General features: G+C 66.2%; 13 protein-coding genes. 4 read left to right on the top strand and 9 right to left on the bottom strand.

Annotated elements, in window-relative coordinates; translation table 11 throughout:
• Positions 1-17 precede the first annotated feature (17 nt).
• Positions 18-1,679, bottom strand: a complete 1,662-nt coding sequence (locus ABFX29_RS00700; protein ID WP_152228114.1) for an ABC1 kinase family protein — start codon at positions 1,677-1,679, stop codon at positions 18-20.
• A gap of 229 nt (positions 1,680-1,908) precedes the next feature.
• Between ABFX29_RS00700 and ABFX29_RS00695 the strand changes: the two genes are divergently transcribed.
• Entirely contained in the window at positions 1,909-4,146 is a 2,238-nt protein-coding gene (locus ABFX29_RS00695) for a glycoside hydrolase family 3 C-terminal domain-containing protein (RefSeq protein ID WP_152228116.1), read from the top strand.
• A gap of 110 nt (positions 4,147-4,256) precedes the next feature.
• Here the strand turns inward: ABFX29_RS00695 and ABFX29_RS00690 are convergent, their stop codons facing one another.
• From ABFX29_RS00690 to ABFX29_RS00680, 3 genes are all read right to left on the bottom strand, one after another.
• On the bottom strand, positions 4,257-4,703 hold the full coding sequence (locus ABFX29_RS00690; protein WP_152228118.1) for an acyl-CoA thioesterase: 447 nt from the start codon (positions 4,701-4,703) through the stop codon (positions 4,257-4,259).
• A gap of 107 nt (positions 4,704-4,810) precedes the next feature.
• Complete coding sequence (locus ABFX29_RS00685) at positions 4,811-5,857, bottom strand: SDR family NAD(P)-dependent oxidoreductase (protein ID WP_152228120.1); 1,047 nt, start codon at positions 5,855-5,857, stop codon at positions 4,811-4,813.
• A 256-nt stretch (positions 5,858-6,113) separates the two neighbouring features.
• On the bottom strand, positions 6,114-7,202 hold the full coding sequence (locus ABFX29_RS00680; RefSeq protein WP_152228409.1) for an ATP-dependent DNA ligase: 1,089 nt from the start codon (positions 7,200-7,202) through the stop codon (positions 6,114-6,116).
• 64 nt (positions 7,203-7,266) lie between these two features.
• Between ABFX29_RS00680 and folP the strand changes: the two genes are divergently transcribed.
• Entirely contained in the window at positions 7,267-8,220 is a 954-nt protein-coding gene (gene folP, locus ABFX29_RS00675; protein ID WP_152228123.1) for a dihydropteroate synthase, read from the top strand.
• Positions 8,217-8,972, top strand: a complete 756-nt coding sequence (locus ABFX29_RS00670) for a pyrimidine reductase family protein (RefSeq protein ID WP_152228126.1) — start codon at positions 8,217-8,219, stop codon at positions 8,970-8,972. Before folP ends, ABFX29_RS00670 begins: the two co-directional genes overlap by 4 nt.
• A gap of 22 nt (positions 8,973-8,994) precedes the next feature.
• Here ABFX29_RS00670 and lpdA read toward each other — a convergent pair whose 3' ends face one another.
• From lpdA to ABFX29_RS00645, 5 genes are all read right to left on the bottom strand, one after another.
• On the bottom strand, positions 8,995-10,395 hold the full coding sequence (gene lpdA, locus ABFX29_RS00665) for a dihydrolipoyl dehydrogenase (RefSeq protein WP_152228128.1): 1,401 nt from the start codon (positions 10,393-10,395) through the stop codon (positions 8,995-8,997).
• A 47-nt stretch (positions 10,396-10,442) separates the two neighbouring features.
• Complete coding sequence (locus ABFX29_RS00660; protein ID WP_152228130.1) at positions 10,443-11,948, bottom strand: carboxylesterase/lipase family protein; 1,506 nt, start codon at positions 11,946-11,948, stop codon at positions 10,443-10,445.
• Between the two features lie 169 nt (positions 11,949-12,117).
• The gene (locus ABFX29_RS00655; RefSeq protein WP_152228132.1) at positions 12,118-12,366 is read right to left on the bottom strand and encodes a hypothetical protein; all 249 of its coding nucleotides are present in this window, start codon (positions 12,364-12,366) and stop codon (positions 12,118-12,120) included.
• 130 nt (positions 12,367-12,496) lie between these two features.
• Positions 12,497-14,134 carry a ribosomal protection-like ABC-F family protein gene (gene abc-f, locus ABFX29_RS00650; protein WP_152228134.1) on the bottom strand — a complete coding sequence of 546 codons (1,638 nt, stop codon included), beginning with the start codon at positions 14,132-14,134 and terminating at the stop codon, positions 12,497-12,499.
• 52 nt (positions 14,135-14,186) lie between these two features.
• A complete protein-coding gene (locus ABFX29_RS00645) occupies positions 14,187-15,710 on the bottom strand; it encodes a carboxylesterase/lipase family protein (protein ID WP_152228136.1) in 1,524 nt (507 codons plus the stop codon).
• A 240-nt stretch (positions 15,711-15,950) separates the two neighbouring features.
• On the opposite strand from ABFX29_RS00645, the gene ABFX29_RS00640 reads away from it, so the two are divergent.
• The gene (locus ABFX29_RS00640; protein WP_152228138.1) at positions 15,951-16,607 is read left to right on the top strand and encodes an SDR family oxidoreductase; all 657 of its coding nucleotides are present in this window, start codon (positions 15,951-15,953) and stop codon (positions 16,605-16,607) included.
• Positions 16,608-16,637 lie beyond the last annotated feature (30 nt).

Genomic DNA, 16,637 nt, shown 5'->3' with positions numbered 1-16,637 from the left:
AGCCCTGCAGAGTAAAGCTATGCTGCATCCAGCCTGCGCTGCCGGCGGGCCGACCATGCCAGATACCCGCCCAGGACACCCGTAGAAGCCAGTCCGGCCCCCATCAGCGGCGCCTGCCAGCCGCGCCAGCGCTCGGCATCGCCAAGGGCCAGCTCCCCGACCCCGCGGATAAAGGCAGCGGCGAAAATGGCCGCCACCATGCGGTTGCCCACCCGCTCCAGGCGTTCCACCAGCGGGACCAGGTCGCCGGCCCGCAGGTGCACCTCCATTCCTTCGAAATCCAGGGTGTTGATAAGCCGCTGCAGCTGGCCGGGCAGTTCGGTGCCCAGCTCCAGCAGCTCTCCCCCGGCCTTGCCGAGCCGCTTCGCGTAGGCGGCCGGGTTCAGGTGCTGCACGGTCATCCGGCGGGCATAGGGCGCCAGGGTCTTGCCCATGCTGAAGTCCGGATCCAGGACCTCGCCCATGCCCTCCGTCATGATCAGCATCCGCAGCAGCAGGGCAATCTCCCCGGGCAGCTGCAGGTGATGGTTGCGGATAATTCCCAGGCCATAGGTAATGATCCGGCCCACCGGCGCATCCCCCAGCGTGCGGTTTGAATACAGCTTGATCAGGCCCGCAAGGTCCATCCTGAGCTTGATCCGGTCCGGGCGGGTGCGGGAGACAGTCATCCGCATCAGGGCGGTGGCCATCCGCTCCGGATCCTTGCGGATGACGGCCACGAACAGTGCCGAGAGCTGGCCGCGCAGTTTCTCGTCGAGTTCTCCGACCATGCCAAAGTCGATGAGCCCAATCTGGGAATTGGGCTGCACGAAGATATTCCCGGGATGCGGATCAGCGTGGAAGAAGCCGTCCTCGAAGACCATCTTCATTTCCGCGTCCGCAGCAGTGACGGCCAGCGCCTTGCGGTCCAGTCCCGCGGCATCCAGCGACGTGGTGTCCGTGACCTTCATGCCGTAGAGGCGCTGCATGGTCAGGACCTTCGACGTACTGTGTTCCCAGTAGATATGCGGGATCACCACCGAAGCATCGTCCTCGAAGTTCGCTGCGAAACGGTCCGCGTTGTGGCCCTCCTGCACGTAGTCCATTTCCTTGCGGAGGGTGTCCGCGAACTCGTCCATAAAACCCTTGACGTCGTAGTCCCTGGCGGCCTCCCAATGCCTGCTGGCATGGCCGGCCAGGGACTGGAGGATGGACAGGTCCGCCTCGACCTCCGGAACAATTCCGGGACGCCGCACCTTGACCACAACCTTCGTGCCGTCCGTCAGGGCCGCGGCATAAGCCTGGCCGATGGAGGCGCTGGCAATGGGGGTGGTATTGAACTCCCGAAACACGTCCAGGGGATCCGCTCCCAATTCCTGCCGGAGGGATACCCGCACATCATCCCAGGCGGCCGGAGTTGCGGAGTCCTGCAGCTTGGCCAGCTCATCCATGTAGGCCGGGGGCAGCAGGTCCGGCCGGGTGGAGAGCAGCTGGCCCAGTTTCACGTAGGTGGGCCCCAGTTCCTCCAGGGCACGGCGCAGGTACTCCGGGCTTGCCATCCGTGTGGTGTCAGCCCCGTCGGCTTCCCTGCGGCGAAAGGGCAGCCAGGAATCGAGTCCTGCAACTGACACCAGGTATCCCAGCCCGTTGCGGTAAAGGATCTCGGCCATTTGGCGGTAGCGGTCAAAACGGGTCTTCATTGCCTTCTCTCCGTTAGCCCCGGCGCGGCGCCGTAGTGCGGCAGGGCCGGTGCCGGCCGGACGGACGCCTGATATGGGAACCATAGACCCTCAGGGAAGCCACCGAACAGGGACGCCCCGGGCGCGGCACCGCTGTACGGCTGCATCCGTTCCGCGGTCTTCCGCCCCGCTGCCGCCGCGGCCTAGACTCAGGCAACCCGCCCGGAACGGCAAGGACGCAGGAGAAGCCATGGGAACATCCGAACTCGGTCTGGACCAGGCCCGGAAAGCGGCGCTGCTGACCGGAGCGGGCATGTGGGAAACCCCCGCGTCGGAAGAGGCCGGGATCCGTGCCTTGACCCTGACGGACGGGCCCCATGGGGTAAGGCTGGCCGCCGGGGACGGGGCCGGTCCTGCCCTGGGCCAGTCACGGCCGGCCACCTGCTTTCCCGCAGAATGCGCTACGGCGAGTTCCTGGGACCCGGAACTCCTTCAGGAGCTGGGCCGGGCAGCGGGCCGCGAAGCCGCGGCCTACGGCGTCGACGTCCTTCTGGGGCCGGGCCTGAACATCAAGCGTTCTCCGCTGGGCGGGCGGAATTTCGAGTACTTTTCCGAGGATCCGCTGCTCACCGGAGCCCTGGGAGCGGCGTGGACCGCCGGACTGCAGTCCTGCAAGGTGGCGGCCTCCCCCAAGCACTTCGCCGCCAATAACCAGGAAACCGGGCGCATGACCATCGACGTGGCAGTGGATGAACGCACGCTGCGGGAAATCTACCTCCGGGCCTTCGAAACGGTGGTGAAGGACGCATCTCCCTGGACCGTCATGGCTGCCTACAACCGGGTGAATGGATTCCACGCGGCCGAGGATCCGTGGCTGCTGACCCGGGTCCTGCGGGACGAATGGGGATTTGACGGCGTTGTGGTTTCGGACTGGGGCGCGGTCACGGACCGTGCTGCGGCCCTCGCGGCGGGCCTGGACCTGGAGATGCCGTCGTCTGCCGGGCTTGGTCCCCGGGAACTGGTAGCCGGTTTGGAGGCAGGGCTCGTCTCCCCCGAGAACCTTGACGCTTCCCTGGACAGGCTGCGCGAGCTGGGGCGGCGCACCGCAGGCAGGGAGGCGGCGGCACCCGATTTTTCAGCTCACGATGCCCTGGCCCGGCGCGCGGCGGCGGCATCGATGGTGCTGCTGAAGAACGACGGCGGCTTGCTCCCCTTCACCCCAGCGGCGCCTCTGGCGGTGATTGGCGAGCTGGCCCGGGCACCGCGGTACCAGGGCAGCGGGTCTTCCCGGGTCAATCCGAGAATGCTCAGCACACCCTGGGCAGCGTTGTCGGGGCGGATGCCGGAAGCGTCCTTTGCCGCAGGCTACCGGCTCGAGGACGCGGAACCGGACGAAGACCTCGTTCAGGAGGCAGTCCTGGCAGCCTCCGGTGCCGCCCAGGCCGTGGTCTTCCTCGGACTCCCGGACGCGGCTGAGACGGAAGGAATGGACCGGTCCAGCCTCGACCTGCCGGCTGCGCAGCTCCAGCTGCTCGACGCCGTTGCCCGGGTCCGGCCGGACGTGGCGGTTGTCCTCGCCAACGGGTCCGTGGTGGACACCTCCTGGGCACCGAAGGCTGCAGCGGTGCTGGAAAGCTGGCTCGCCGGCCAGGCCGGCGGGGAGGCAGTGGCTGACGTTCTGCTGGGGCAGGTGAACCCGTCGGGCAAACTCGCCGAGACCTTCCCGCGGAGGCTTGAGGACACCCCTGCTTACGGGAATTTCCCCGGAGAAGCCGGCGAGGTGCGCTATGGAGAAGGACTCCTGGTGGGGTACCGCTGGTACGACGCCAGGCTGCTGGAGCCGGCATTCCCTTTTGGCCACGGCCTCAGCTACACGCAGTTTGGCTACTCGGATCTTTCCGTATCCGTGGATCCGGGAGGCGAGGCGCCGTGCATCCGGCTCTCACTCCAGCTGACCAACACCGGGGCTGTGGAGGGGGCGGAAGTAGTCCAGGTCTACGTCAGCCCTCCGGCCGGGGACATTCCGCGGGCCCGGCAGGAGCTCCGGGCGTTCCAGCGGGTGAACCTTGTGCCAGGGGAAACCCGTACCGTGTCCTTTCAGCTCCCTCCCGGCAGCCTGGACAGGTTCGATCCGGCAACGCAGACGTGGGTAACGGATCCGGGAACCTACGGCCTGCGGGTTGGCTCCTCTTCCCGGGACATCCGGCTCACCTCGGACGTGGAACTGGCCGCGCAGGCCGCGCAGCCGCTGCCAACCGCGGCCTCCACCCTCGCTGAATGGATGAGTCATCCGATCGCAGCGGCGGTCCTGGGCGAGGCACTCGGACAGGCTGCTGCTGACTCCGCTGAGGCGTCGGGGATGCTGACGCTGATGGGAAGCCTCCCGCTGGAACGGCTGGGGCGCTTTCCGGGCTCACCGCTCAGCGCGGACCAGGCGGCCGGTCTGGCGCAGCTGGTGGCCAGGCGTGCCGCCCAAGGACCTTCCTGACTGGTCATTAACCGATTGGCCGGCGAAGCAGTGAGTGCCCGTCCGCGGCGGAGCAGCGGAAGGGCCAGGAAGGACACCACACGGGCCCTGCAGCCCGTACTTGCGACCTGCTAGAACGAAGCCTGCGGCTGCGGAGGGAAGGCCGGAAGGTGATGGGTGGGCAGCCGGTCGCGGTCGTAGGTGACCGTCGTGTATCCGTGCGGGGCAGGACGGCCGTTTTCGTCCAGGTTGACGAAAATGATGCGTTCGATTGTCAGGATGCTCGAGCGCGTGATCATGTTCCGCACTTCTGCGCGCATTGTCAGGGAGGTCTTGCCGAATTTGGTGGCGCACAGTCCCATTTCAATGAGGTCGCCCTGCTGCGCCGAGCTGACGAAGTTGATTTCGGACATCAGCTTGGTCACCACCCTGCCGTTGCCCATCTGCAGGATCGCGTAGATAGTCGCTTCCTCATCGATCCACCGCAGCAGCGAGCCGCCGAACAGTGTTCCGTTTGCGTTCAGGTCTTCGGGCCTGACCCATTTGCGGGTATGAAAATTGATGTCGCCGGATTCCATGATTCTCAGGTTATCTCCGCGCACAGCCACTTCGAGGACCGCTGTGAGGGTGCCCACCGGCCCCTGCCGGCTGCGGCACATTCCGGCTGGGACGCCTGGCCGGTGCGCTACCCCACACTCCAGCCCTCGTCTGCTGGCAGCAACGCCCCGGTCACCGAGACGGCGTCATCGCTGAGCAGGTAGGTTACCGGAGCAGCCACCGCCGCCGCCTCAAGGTCCGCCGGAACAAGCGAGGCGGCCGGCAAAGGACCCAGTCCGCCCGGGAATCCGTAGTTCGAATCAAGGGAGTTCCGGGTAGGCATCGGAACCACTGCGTTGATGCGCACGCCGCGGGCTGAATAGGTGTAGGCCCCACTTCGGGTCAGTCCGATGAGTGCGTGCTTCGCAGCGGTGTAGGCGGCACCGCCGACCGATCCACGCAGCCCGGCCTGTGAGGCCAAGTTCACTATTGAACCGGCGCCGCGGGAGAGCATTGCCGGGATCACCTGGCGGGAGAGACGGAAAGGACCGGTCACATTGATGCGGAAGATCCGCTCCCACACCTCGTCGTCCACTTCGTGCAGTGGTTCAAGGTCGTCAGAGACGCCGGCGATGAGGGCCAGCCCGTCTATGTCGCTTCCGGCCGCGGACATTATGCGCTGAATGTCCGATTCGCTGTTGAGGTCCGCGACGATGCCAATGGTCCCGTGCGCAGCGGGATTCTCCAGCAGGGCTTCCATGCGCAGTGTATTCAGGTCCACAGCCACCACTCTGGCGTCTTCCTTCGCGAGCCGGAGTGCCGTGGCGCGGCCTATTCCGGCCCCCGCACCGGTCACGATCACCGTTTTTCCCCTGAACCGGCCCGGGATGATCCCTTCCTTCCAATCCATGGGCGATGGAGGCGGAACAGACGGAAACAGGTGCGCCCGTTCGGGACTGGCCGGCGTTTGGGAGCCGCTGTGGTTCGCCGCCTCCACCAGCAGGTTGAGCTGTTCCTCGGTGACGTTTCCCCGGGAAAGGGTGACGATCGAGGACAGGGGCAGCGTCTGGATGGCGTAAAGCGCCCGCACATCAGGTCCGCGCCGGGCCAGGACGTCGATGAGTATCGCCCGTCCGCTGGGGTGCTCAAGCCACTGCGCGATTGTTGATTCAGTGCTCAGCCGGCCTGCATCCATGTGGTGTCCCGTTCCCGAACCGGTTCACCGTTTACCGCGGGTCTGCGGCTGCAGGCGCACCAGCCGCTGCTCTTGGCGGTGATCCCCCATTCACTATCCCACCCGGTTTCAGCTGCCGGACAGGCTTGGGCCGCGTTCGGCACCGCGGGCGCGCCAATTTCAGCTGCACCCTCCTGCACAGAGGCACCGTAAGGGATTCGGCCCGCCCCCTGCCCCGGGGCCGCTGCCCCGGATGCGGCGATCGACGCCAGTGCGGTCAGGGATTTCGGGCTGTCCCCGGTACCTGCAGCACATCGCCCAGTTCGTACCGCACCGGTTCCTCAAGCTGGCCATAGCCGCAGCTTTCCGGATCCCGGTCCGGCCGCCAGCGAAGGAAACTCGGCGGATGCCGGAACCGTGGGCCCTCCATATGGTCATAGGCCACTTCCACCACCCGCTCGGGGCGCAGCGGGGTGAAGGAGAGGTCCCTGCTGCCCGTCCATCTGCTCCCCTCGGAGCTGCGCGGCGTCCGCGTACCGGGTTCGGGCTCCGCCGAACTCCACGGATGGGAAGCCTCCCAGGTCACCAGGGGCTGGAGCTCGTCGAAGAGTTCCCTGCGGCGTGCCATCGGAAAGGCACCGATGACCCCCACGTTGGCGAGGGTTCCGGAATCGTCATACAGGCCCAGCAGAAGGGAGCCGATCCGGTCCTCTCCGCTTTTGTGCACCCGGTATCCTGCAACCACGCAGTCGGCCGTACGCCGGTGCTTGACCTTGGTCATGGCCCGTTTGCCCGGCTCGTACCTGCCCTCCAGCGGCTTCGCCACCACACCGTCCAGCCCTGCCCCCTCGAAACGCTTGAACCACTCCTGGGCGGTGTCCGCGTCCAGGGTCTGCCGGGTCAGGTGCAGGCGGCCCCCTGCTGCGCCCATAACGGCTTCGAGGTTCTCCCTCCGGCTGCGGAATGGGTCACCGGTAACGTCACGTCCCTCCAGCGCCAGCAGGTCGAAAGCCACGAACGACGCCGGTGTCTGCTCCGCCAGCATTGACACCCGGCTGCCGGCAGGATGGATCCGCTGCTGCAGGGCATCAAAGTCCAGCCGGCTGCCGTCTGAGCTGATGAGGATGATCTCGCCGTCCACAACGCACCTGCCCGGCAGGCCCTGCCGGAATGCTTCGGCAAGCTCGGGAAAGTACCGGTTCAGGCTCCGCCCGTTGCGGCTGAGTATCTCCAGTTCGTCCCCGTCCCGGAACACCAGCGCCCGAAAGCCATCCCACTTGGGCTCATAGGCGAAACTGCCGCGGGGGATGTTGGCCGCCGGCTTGGCCAGCATGGGACTAGTAGTTTCAGGCAGCGGCAGTTCCATGAGCAGGACCTTCCTGGTTGGCGTTGGCACCGGGCGTGGCTGGGCACCACCGTAGGATGCTTTTATGAGTCTGAACAGCACTGCCGGCCGGCGCCATGCTTCATCGCCCGGCCATTTTGATCCCCCGCTGCTGCACCCGGTGCACCGGTTTGGGGGGCGCCTGCTGGATTTCCGGCGCCAGGTGGCCCTGATGGCGATCATCAACCGGACCCCGGACTCGTTCTACGACGCCGGCCGGACATTCGGTCAGGAGGCCGCGGTCAACGCTGCCCTGAAAGCCGTGCACGACGGCGCGGACTGGGTGGACATTGGCGGGGTTCCGTTCGCCCCGGGCCCGGCGCTGGACGCCGCAGAGGAGGCTGCACGGATTGTTCCCGTTATCCGGGCCGTCCGCAGTGAATCAGACGTCATCATTTCCGCCGATACGTTCCATCCCGCTGTTGCGGAACAGGCAATCGAGGCCGGCGCCAACGTCATCAACGACACGACGGGACTGCATGATCCGCAGCTGGCCAGGGTGGCAGCTGCGGCAGGCGTGCATCTGGTGATCACCCACAGCCTGGCCGCGCCCCGGACTGTCTATCCCCGCCCGCAGTACGGCGACGTGGTGTCCGAGGTGGCCCAGTTCCTGCGCGGCCGTGCAGGCTACGCACAGGATCTGGGGGTTCCCCCGGAAAGGATCATCATTGATCCCGGACACGACCTGAACAAGAACACGCTGCATTCGCTGGAACTGACTCGCCGTCTCGCGGAAATCGCGGATCTTGGCTATCCGGTACTGGCGGCGGTGTCCAACAAGGACTTCGTTGGCGAAACGCTGGATGAGCCCAAGTCCGGAAGGGTTGAAGGGTCCCTGGCCGCTGCCGTTGCGAGTATCTACAACGGCGCGCGGATCCTGCGCATGCACAACGTCGAGGCCGCCTCCCGCGCCATCCGTATGACGGAAGCGGTTCTGGGCTGGCGTGAACCGGTGCGGCTGCGCCACAACATGGGCGACGTGAACGAGCCGGCACAGTGAGCACCCCGGTTATTACCGCTGCCGGATCCGCGCGGGAGCTCGACGACGGGGAACTCCTGGCGGCTTATGGGTGGGACCGGGCGGCCGAGCCCGCGCGCCCGTACTTCCGTTTCAACTTCGTGGCCTCCGTGGACGGGGCGGTGAGCTGGAACGGGCGTTCGGGGGAATTGGGGGACGACGCCGACCGCCGGCTTTTTGGCCTGCTGCGCTCCACCGCGCAGGTCATCCTGGTTGGAGCCGGAACTGTTCGGGCAGAGGGATACGCAGGCGAGCTCGTGAGTGCGCAGACACGGTCCTGGCGCACACGGCAAGGACTCCCAGCCCACCCGGGCATCGCCGTCGTTTCCGCGTCACTGGACCTGGACCCTGAGTCCGGCTTTTTTGCCGCCGCACCGGTGAAGCCTCTGGTCCTGACCACAGCGGCAGCGCCGGACGGGCGGCGCGCTGCGCTGGAAGAGGTAGCCGACGTCGTGGTGGCCGGAGCGCGGACCGTTGAACCCGGGCTGGCAGCCCGTGCCCTGGCCCGAAGGGGAGCTTTCCGGGTCCTGTGCGAGGGAGGGCCCACGCTCTTTGGCTCGTTCCAGGCAGCAGGTCTGGTCGACGAGCTCTGCCTTACGCTTTCTCCGGTGCTGGCCGCCGGTTCGTCCTCGAGGATCAGCGCCGGAACGCCGGAGCTTGGGCTGGCGAGGCTGCGGCTGCGCCACGTCCTGCGCTCGGGTGACACCCTGCTGCTGCGCTATCTGGCCCGCTGAGCTCCTCGCGGCAGGGGAAAGCCTAGAAGTTGATCATGTGGCCGGTCAGGCCGTGGAAGGCCTCCTGGAGTGCTTCGCTCAGTGTCGGATGAGTGTGCACGTTGCGGGCCAGTTCGGAGGCTGTCAGGTCCCACTTCTGCGCCAGCGTCAGCTCAGGCAGCAGCTCCGAAACGTCCGGGCCAATGAGATGCCCGCCCAGGAGCTCTCCGTAGGCGGAGTCGGCGATGAGCTTCACGAATCCCACCGGCTCCCCCAGGCCATGTGCCTTGCCGTTCGCGGTAAACGGGAAGGTGCTGACCACAACGTCATGTCCTTCATCCCGGGCCTGGGCCTCCGTGAGCCCGAAGCTCGCTACCTGCGGCTGGCAGAACGTAGCCCGCGGCATCATGCGGTAGTCTCCCAGCGGCATGGTTTCCGCGCCCGCAATCGCTTCCGCCGCCACCACGCCCTGGGCTTCCGCGACGTGGGCCAGCTGCAGCTTGGCCGTCACGTCCCCAATGGCGAACAGGTTGGGCACGCTGGTGCGCATGTAATCGTCAATGGCGATGGCACCGCGCTCGGTTACCTCCACCCCGGTAGTTTCCAGGCCAAATCCGTCCAGCCGGGGTGCGAAGCCAACGGACATCATTACCCGGTCGGCGTCGACGGACTGCTTCTTGCCGTCCTTGTCCGTGTAGGTGACGGTGACGGAGTTCCCGTTGTCCGTGACCGTCTCCACCTTTGCCGAGGTGTGGATTGGGATGCCCAGCTTCTTGTACTGCTTGGTGATCTCCCTGGACACGTCGGCATCCTCGTTGGGCAGCGCCCGGTCCATGAACTCGACGATGCTCACGTCCACGCCGTAGCTGCGCAGCACGTATCCGAACTCCATGCCGATGGCGCCGGCACCGACGATTACCATTTTTTGGGGCAGGTCCCGGCTGAGGATCTGGGTCTCATAGGTGACGACGTTCTCACTGAGCTCCACGCCCGGGAGCAGCTTGACGGTGGCTCCGGTGGCAATGATGGCGTTCTCGAACGTGATCTCTTCAGTTTTCCCGCCCGACAGGGTGACCTCCATGGTGTGGGCATCCTTGAAGACACCCCTGCCGTCATATTCGGTGATCTTGTTCTTCTTCATCAGGAAGTGAACGCCCTTGACCCGGCCGTCGGCCACCTGCCGGCTGCGGTCGTAGGCTGCGCCATAATCGAAGCTCACGTCTCCGTGCATGCCGAACACGTCTGCCTGCCTGGTGAAGATCTGGGCCAGCTCTGCGTTGCGCAGCAGCGCCTTGGACGGAATGCAGCCCACATTCAGGCACACCCCTCCCCAGTATTTTTCCTCTACGATCCCAACGCTAAGACCCAGCTGCGCGGCGCGGATGGCGGCAACGTAGCCGCCGGGGCCGGCTCCCAGGACAACGACGTCGTAATGTGCACTCATGCTGGCTCCTCGATCGTGGACATAGGGCCTTGTGGAACAGTACCGGCTCAGATGTAGCCGCGGTAGCCCTCCCAGGCGCGGCGCCGCTCCGGAAAAGGATCAGACTCAATCCGGTCCTGCGTGTCAAAAACGCGGGTATGGCGGTTCTCTTCCTCATACCGGGGCCAGTCTTCGCCGGGCAGGTGGCGATGGGCGAGGTTCAGCAGGGAACCCTGGAACCGTGCGGAAAGTTCACGCAGCTCATCCATACCGCCCAGCAGCGACAGCGCACGGAGGGTGCGTTCGTTGGTCTCACCGAACATCACGGGAACGTCGAAAGCGTGGGTAGCACCGAAACCCAGCAGGTTCATCAGCCTGGTCGCGTAGTCGTAGCGGTAAATCCAGGTGGGAGCCACCCGGGAATGGCCCTCCGCCACCATTTGGCTGGGGTACCAGAAGACGAGGTCGCCGCTGATCTCCACGGACTTGTCCCGCGAGGGGTAGCCGGGGTAGGCGGCGGTCACCCGGTCCAGTGCAGACGGGTCAGTTCCGGCGAACATCCGCTCCAGACGCGCCGGCGTGGAGGGCAGGATGTTGTCCAGTTTCGCGAACAGCGCGCCCTCCTGGGCCATGGTCCCCAGCACCAGGGGCTTTGGCGCCGATTCTCCGTCCAGGAATGTATCGATGGGATGGCGGGGCAGGAACTCGCCGTCGATCACAGGGGAAACACTCAGGGATCCCGGCTGCTGGACCGGTCCGATCTTCATGGTCATCTTTTGGATGGCGCCGACCAGCTTTGCCGCCGGTATCCGGGAGAGCGCTTGGGCGGCGTGGGCTTCATCCACCCGGAGGATTTCCAGGAGGTCCAGTGCCCAGCGTTCATGCATGTCCGGGTAGTACGCCCCTGCCGGTGCGGGACTTTGAGCGAATGCCTTGTGGAACAGCGTCGCCGCGGAGGGGATGCACATCAGCGCGGTGACGGCTATCCCGCCGGCAGACTCCCCGAATATCGTGACGTTGTCCGGGTCTCCGCCGAATCCGGCGATATTCTGCTGCACCCATTCCAGTGCGGCCACCTGGTCCCGCAGGCCAAGGTTGGAGTCGAACGGCCTCTCCGGCGTGGAGAAGGACGTGAAGTCCATGAAGCCCAGGGCGCCAATCCGGTAGTTCAGGCATACGTAGACCACCTCGCCCGTGCGCACCAGGTTGGCTCCCCGGTAGGTCCGCACAGCGGAGGACCCGGAGCTGAAGGCGCCGCCGTAAAGGTAGACCAGCACCGGAAGTCCAGTCAGGTCCTGGTTCAGGGGTGCGCTGACATTGATGGTCAGGCAGTCCTCGCTCATAAGCGGCCGGCGGCGGGATCCGGTCAGGCTGAGTCCGCGGGACTGCGGTGGAATCGCGCCGAACCGGGATGCATCCCGGACCCCGGTCCAAGAGTCCGGAGGGGCTGGCGCCCGGAGCCGCAGCTCGCCCAGCGGCGGTGCTGCGTACGGGATGCCCCGCCAGGTCCGTACGCCGTCTTCCACGACACCGCGCACCCAGCCGCCTGCTGTTTCAACTTCGAGTGCTGACATGTCCAGGGACATCCCTAACCTGCTTCCACCGGCCGGCGGGCCCCGGAAGCCTGGCTAGGCCGGGCAAGTGGGTCCGCTTCCGCGCTTATCCACGATAGACCCCTCAGCGCGCCGGAACCATAGCGGAGGCGGCGGGAGCTCCCGGGAAGCAGTGGCCCGGGCGGTGTTCCTAGCGCAGGGCCGGCTGCCGGCGGCGCATGATGAAGCGGTGGAATGCCGCTTCCTTCAGGCAGAGAAGCCCAACGGCGGCAATGTTGAGGGCAACCTTGGCAGAGGTATCCCAGTCAGTCAGGACACAGGTCATCCAGACAACCAGCAGCACCGTCACGTCCAGCGTGCGCAGTGCGCCAGGGGTCCTGGCTGCCTGCCGCTCCCGGGCACGTGGCTGGAAACGCACAGGCGCGCTCGTCAAAGCCATAGCAACTTCTTTCCCCCGCAATGCGGCGGTACTGCCTGGTGTCCAGGCAGTCCCGCCCTTAGAAGACTTTTATCACATCTGTCACAAAACTCACACACATGTCGTCCCGGGGAAGGCCTGCCCGCCACCCCTAGAGTTCGTTGACGGAACCATCCTCAACCCGCCACATGCGGTCCAGCCGGACGTTCTGGAGCATCCGGCGGTCGTGGGTGACCAGCAGCAGTGTGCCCGTATAGGACTCCAGTGCCTCCTCGAGCTGCTCGATCGCAGGCAGATCCAGGTGGTTCGTTGGTTCGTCCAGGATCAGCAGGTTGACTCCGCGCGCCTGAAGCAGGGCCAGTGCCGCCCTGGTCCTCTCGCCCGGGGACAACTCGTTAACCCTGGTGCCGGTCTGGTCGGCCTTGAGCCCAAATTTGGCGAGCAGGGTCCTCACCTCACCGGCGTTCATTTCCGGAACGCAGGCTTCGAATGCGGCAGCGAGGGGTTCCTCGGCTGTGAGCTGGGTGCGCAGCTGGTCGATCTCCCCCAGGGCCACTCCCGCGCCCAGCGACGCTGACCCCGTATCAGGCTTCAACGTCCCGCGCAGCAGTGCCAGCAGCGTTGACTTGCCTGCGCCGTTCGGTCCCGTGATGCCTATCCGTTCGCCCGAGTTCACCTGCTGGGATACCGGCCCGAAAGCGAAGTCACCACGTCTCAGGGCGGCGCCGTTCAGCACCGCCGCCACTGAGCCCGAGCGGGGTGCGGCTGCGATTGAGAACTGCAGCTGCCATTCCTTCCGGGGTTCTTCCACTTCCTCAAGACGGGAAATCCTGGATTCCATCTGGCGCACCTTCTGCGCCTGTTTTTCCGAAGACTCCATGCTTGCCCTGCGCCGGATCTTGTCATTGTCCGGCGACTTCCGCATTGCGTTCCGCACGCCCTGGGAGCTCCACTCGCGGGTGGTCCTGGCCTTGGACACCAGGTCCGCCTTCCGCCCCGCGAACTCGTCATAGGCTTCACGGGCATGTCGGCGGGCCACTGCCCTTTCCTCCAGGAACGACTCATAACCGCCGTCGTACACCGCCACCTGGTTCTGTGCCAGGTCCAGTTCCACGATCCGCGTGACGCAGCGGGCCAGGAACTCACGGTCATGCGAGACAAGTACGACGCCGCCGCGGAGCCCGCGGACGAATTCCTCCAGCTTCGCCAGGCCATCCAGGTCGAGGTCATTGGTCGGCTCGTCCAGCAGCACAATGTCGAAGCGGCTCAACAGCAGCGCAGCGAGGGCGACCCTGGCAGCCTGGCCGCCGGACAGCCCGGACATCATCGCATCCGGGCCAACCTCCAGCCCCAGGTCGGCCAGGACCGCAGGGATGCGCTCTTCCAGGTCTGCCGCGCCGGAGGCCAGCCAGGTATCAAGGGCGGCGGCGTACTCGTCCTGGGCCTGGGCTGACTCCGACTCAAGTCCCGCAGCAGCGGCTTCCATGGCCGCGGTGGCCTCGGTTGCTCCGGTGCGCCGCGCAATGTACCCCGCTACGCTCTCCCCCGGGACCCGCTCGTGCTCCTGCGGCATCCAGCCCACAAAGGCGTCGGTCGGATGGCGTTCCACAGTGCCCTCAAAGGGCGGCGCGGCACCGGCCAGCAGCGCCAGCAGCGTGGACTTGCCGGCACCGTTGGCTCCGACAACGCCAACCACGTCTCCCGGAGCGACGGTAAGCGACAATCCGGAAAAGAGGATCCGGTGGGCGTAACCGCCGGAAAGGTTGCGGGCAACAAGGGTGGCGGTCATGCCCTTAATCCTATGCGGAGCTGCCCCGGCTTCCGACCGCGTCCCGTCCCGGTTAGCGGTACCCCTGGTATCCGTCCCAGGCCTGGCGGCGGACTGTCCTTGGGTCCAGTTCGATCCGGTCATAACGGTCGAAGATCTTTGTCCGCCTTGAGGTGTCGTCGTAGCGCGGCCACATCGGGCCAGGCGCCCCGGTCCGGGCAAAGCGCAGCAGCGCGGACTGGAACCTGTGGCCTACGTTCTTAGCCGTGCGGCGGTTGCCCATGCTGAGCAGCATCCGCCCGGCACCGGCGTCGTAATTCCCGAACACTGCCGCTAAATCCAGGCCGTGCGTGGCGCCAAGGCCGGCCGCCCGGGCTGCCCGCGGCGCATAGTCGAACCGGTAGGACCAGGTGGGTGCGTACGCGGCGTGAGCCTGCGCTGCCTGCACACTGGGGTACCAGAACACCGCGTCCCCTCCCAGCTCCACGGCCTGCTTCTTGTGCGGGTACCCGCGGTAGGCGGCTATGACGCGGTCCCGGCTGGCCGGATCAGTGAGTTCGAACATCCTCTCGATCCGCTCCCGGGACGTGGGAAGGATGTCGTGGAACTTGTCGAACAGCACGCCCTCGTTATCCATGGTGCCGATCACCATGGGCACGCTGGAGGCCCGCCCCTTCTCGAACGCCTCAAGCGGGTGCAGCGGCAGGAACGAGCCGTCCACAACCGGTGCGAGGCTCAGGGCGCCCGGCCGGGACTCCGGCGTGATCCTGCTGCTCAGCTCATCTGCCGCCTTGACGAGCCTGGCTGCGTCCAGCCTGGAAAGTGCCTCGGCAGCACCGCCGGGCCCGGTACCCAGGAGGTCCAGGAAATCTCCCGCCCACCGGGAAGCGAGGTCGGGGCCGTAGGCAGCGGCAGGGGCAGGACTCTGCAGGAACGTGCGGTGGAACAACCCGTCTGCGGCTGGAACGCACATCAGTGTCAGGGCGGACAGGGCGCCGGCCGATTCACCGAAAAGGGTCACGTTCTCCGGATCTCCGCCGAAGGCAGCGATGTTCCGCCGGACCCATTCCAGGGCCGCCACCTGGTCCGCCAGGCCCACGTTCACGTCAAAGGTGCGTCCAGGCGTCGAGTAGGCACGGAAGTCCAGGAATCCCAGGGCGCCAAGCCGGTAGTTCATCGAAACGAACAGGACGTTCCCTTCGGCGGCGAGCCGTGTTCCGTCCACCAGGTCCATTGCGGCCGAACCCGTGCTGAAGGCGCCGCCGTGAATGAAGACCAGGACCGGAAGCGGTGCCTCACCGGGCTGTGGAGGGGCAGTTACGTTGATGGTCAGGCAGTCTTCACTCATGCGCGTCTTTGGGTCCGCACCGGGGAGGAGCCTGCGCACCGGCTGCGGGGCCCAGGGCCCAAACCGGCCGGCATCCAGGACCTCCTGCCACGGACCCGGCCGCTGAGGCAGCCGCAGTCTCAGCTCCCCCACCGGCGGCTGCGCATAAGGTATACCGCGCCAAACCCTGGCGGTGCCCGTATTTCGGCCGCGAACAGGTCCCTCGGTGGTCTGGACGGTCAGATCAGCTTCCGCGGTGGCAGTAGACATGGAGGTCCTTTCACCTGTGGGTGCGTGCCCCCAGGTCTTGGCGCAGGGCGCCCGGGCACTTTTGGATACTAGTTCCCGCCCGTGATCCAAGCCATCCCCTCCGCCCAATCCCTGCACGGTATGTGCCGCATCGATGCAGCTGCCCTGGGCAGCCGAGGTTCAGCCAGCGGCAGAACTGCCACGCACCCAGACCGTCAGTATGCTTATGCTTTCTGCACCGACCCCAACGAGAGGAGCAACATGTCACGCGTGGCAATCATTGGCGGACACGGCAAGGTGGCGCTGCAGCTGGCGAAGGACCTCGCAGCGAACGGACACCAGGTGTCCTCGCTGTTCCGGAACCCGGACCATGTATCCGAGGTGGCGGCAACGGGAGCCGAACCGGTAGTGGCCGACGTCGAGAAGCTGGACACGCCCCAGCTCGCGGAACTGCTCAGCGGGCACGACGCCGTTGTGTGGTCTGCCGGTGCAGGCGGCGGGTCGGCGGAGCGCACTTACGCGGTGGACCGCGACGCCGCCATCCGCTCCATGGAGGCAGCAGAACAGGCAGGCGTTCGGCGTTACGTCATGGTCTCCTACATGGGTGCCGGCAAGGACCATGGCGTTGATCCGGACAATAGCTTCTATGCCTATGCGGAGGCCAAGGCCGCGGCCGACGAGCACCTGCGCCGCAGCGGACTGGACTGGACCATCCTCGGCCCCAGCGCACTGACTGATGATCCCGGTACCGGACGCATCAGCACCGGCCCGGACCAGGAAGGAAGTGTTTCCCGGTCCGACGTTGCCGCAGTGGCCGCTGAAGTGCTGGAGCAGCCGGGAACCGTGGGCCACTTCATCGAATTCATCAACGGGCAGACTCCGATCCGCGAAGCCGTTGCATCGCAGGTCTCCGCCTAAGCGGACAGGTTGCGCAGGGGGGCCGGCAGC

This window comes from Arthrobacter gandavensis (assembly GCF_039528575.1).
In the GTDB taxonomy this organism is placed as follows: Bacteria; Actinomycetota; Actinomycetes; order Actinomycetales; family Micrococcaceae; genus Arthrobacter_B; species Arthrobacter_B citreus_B.
The sequence above is the reverse complement of the archived record's forward strand: the minus strand, read 5'-3'. Positions and strand labels throughout refer to the sequence as shown.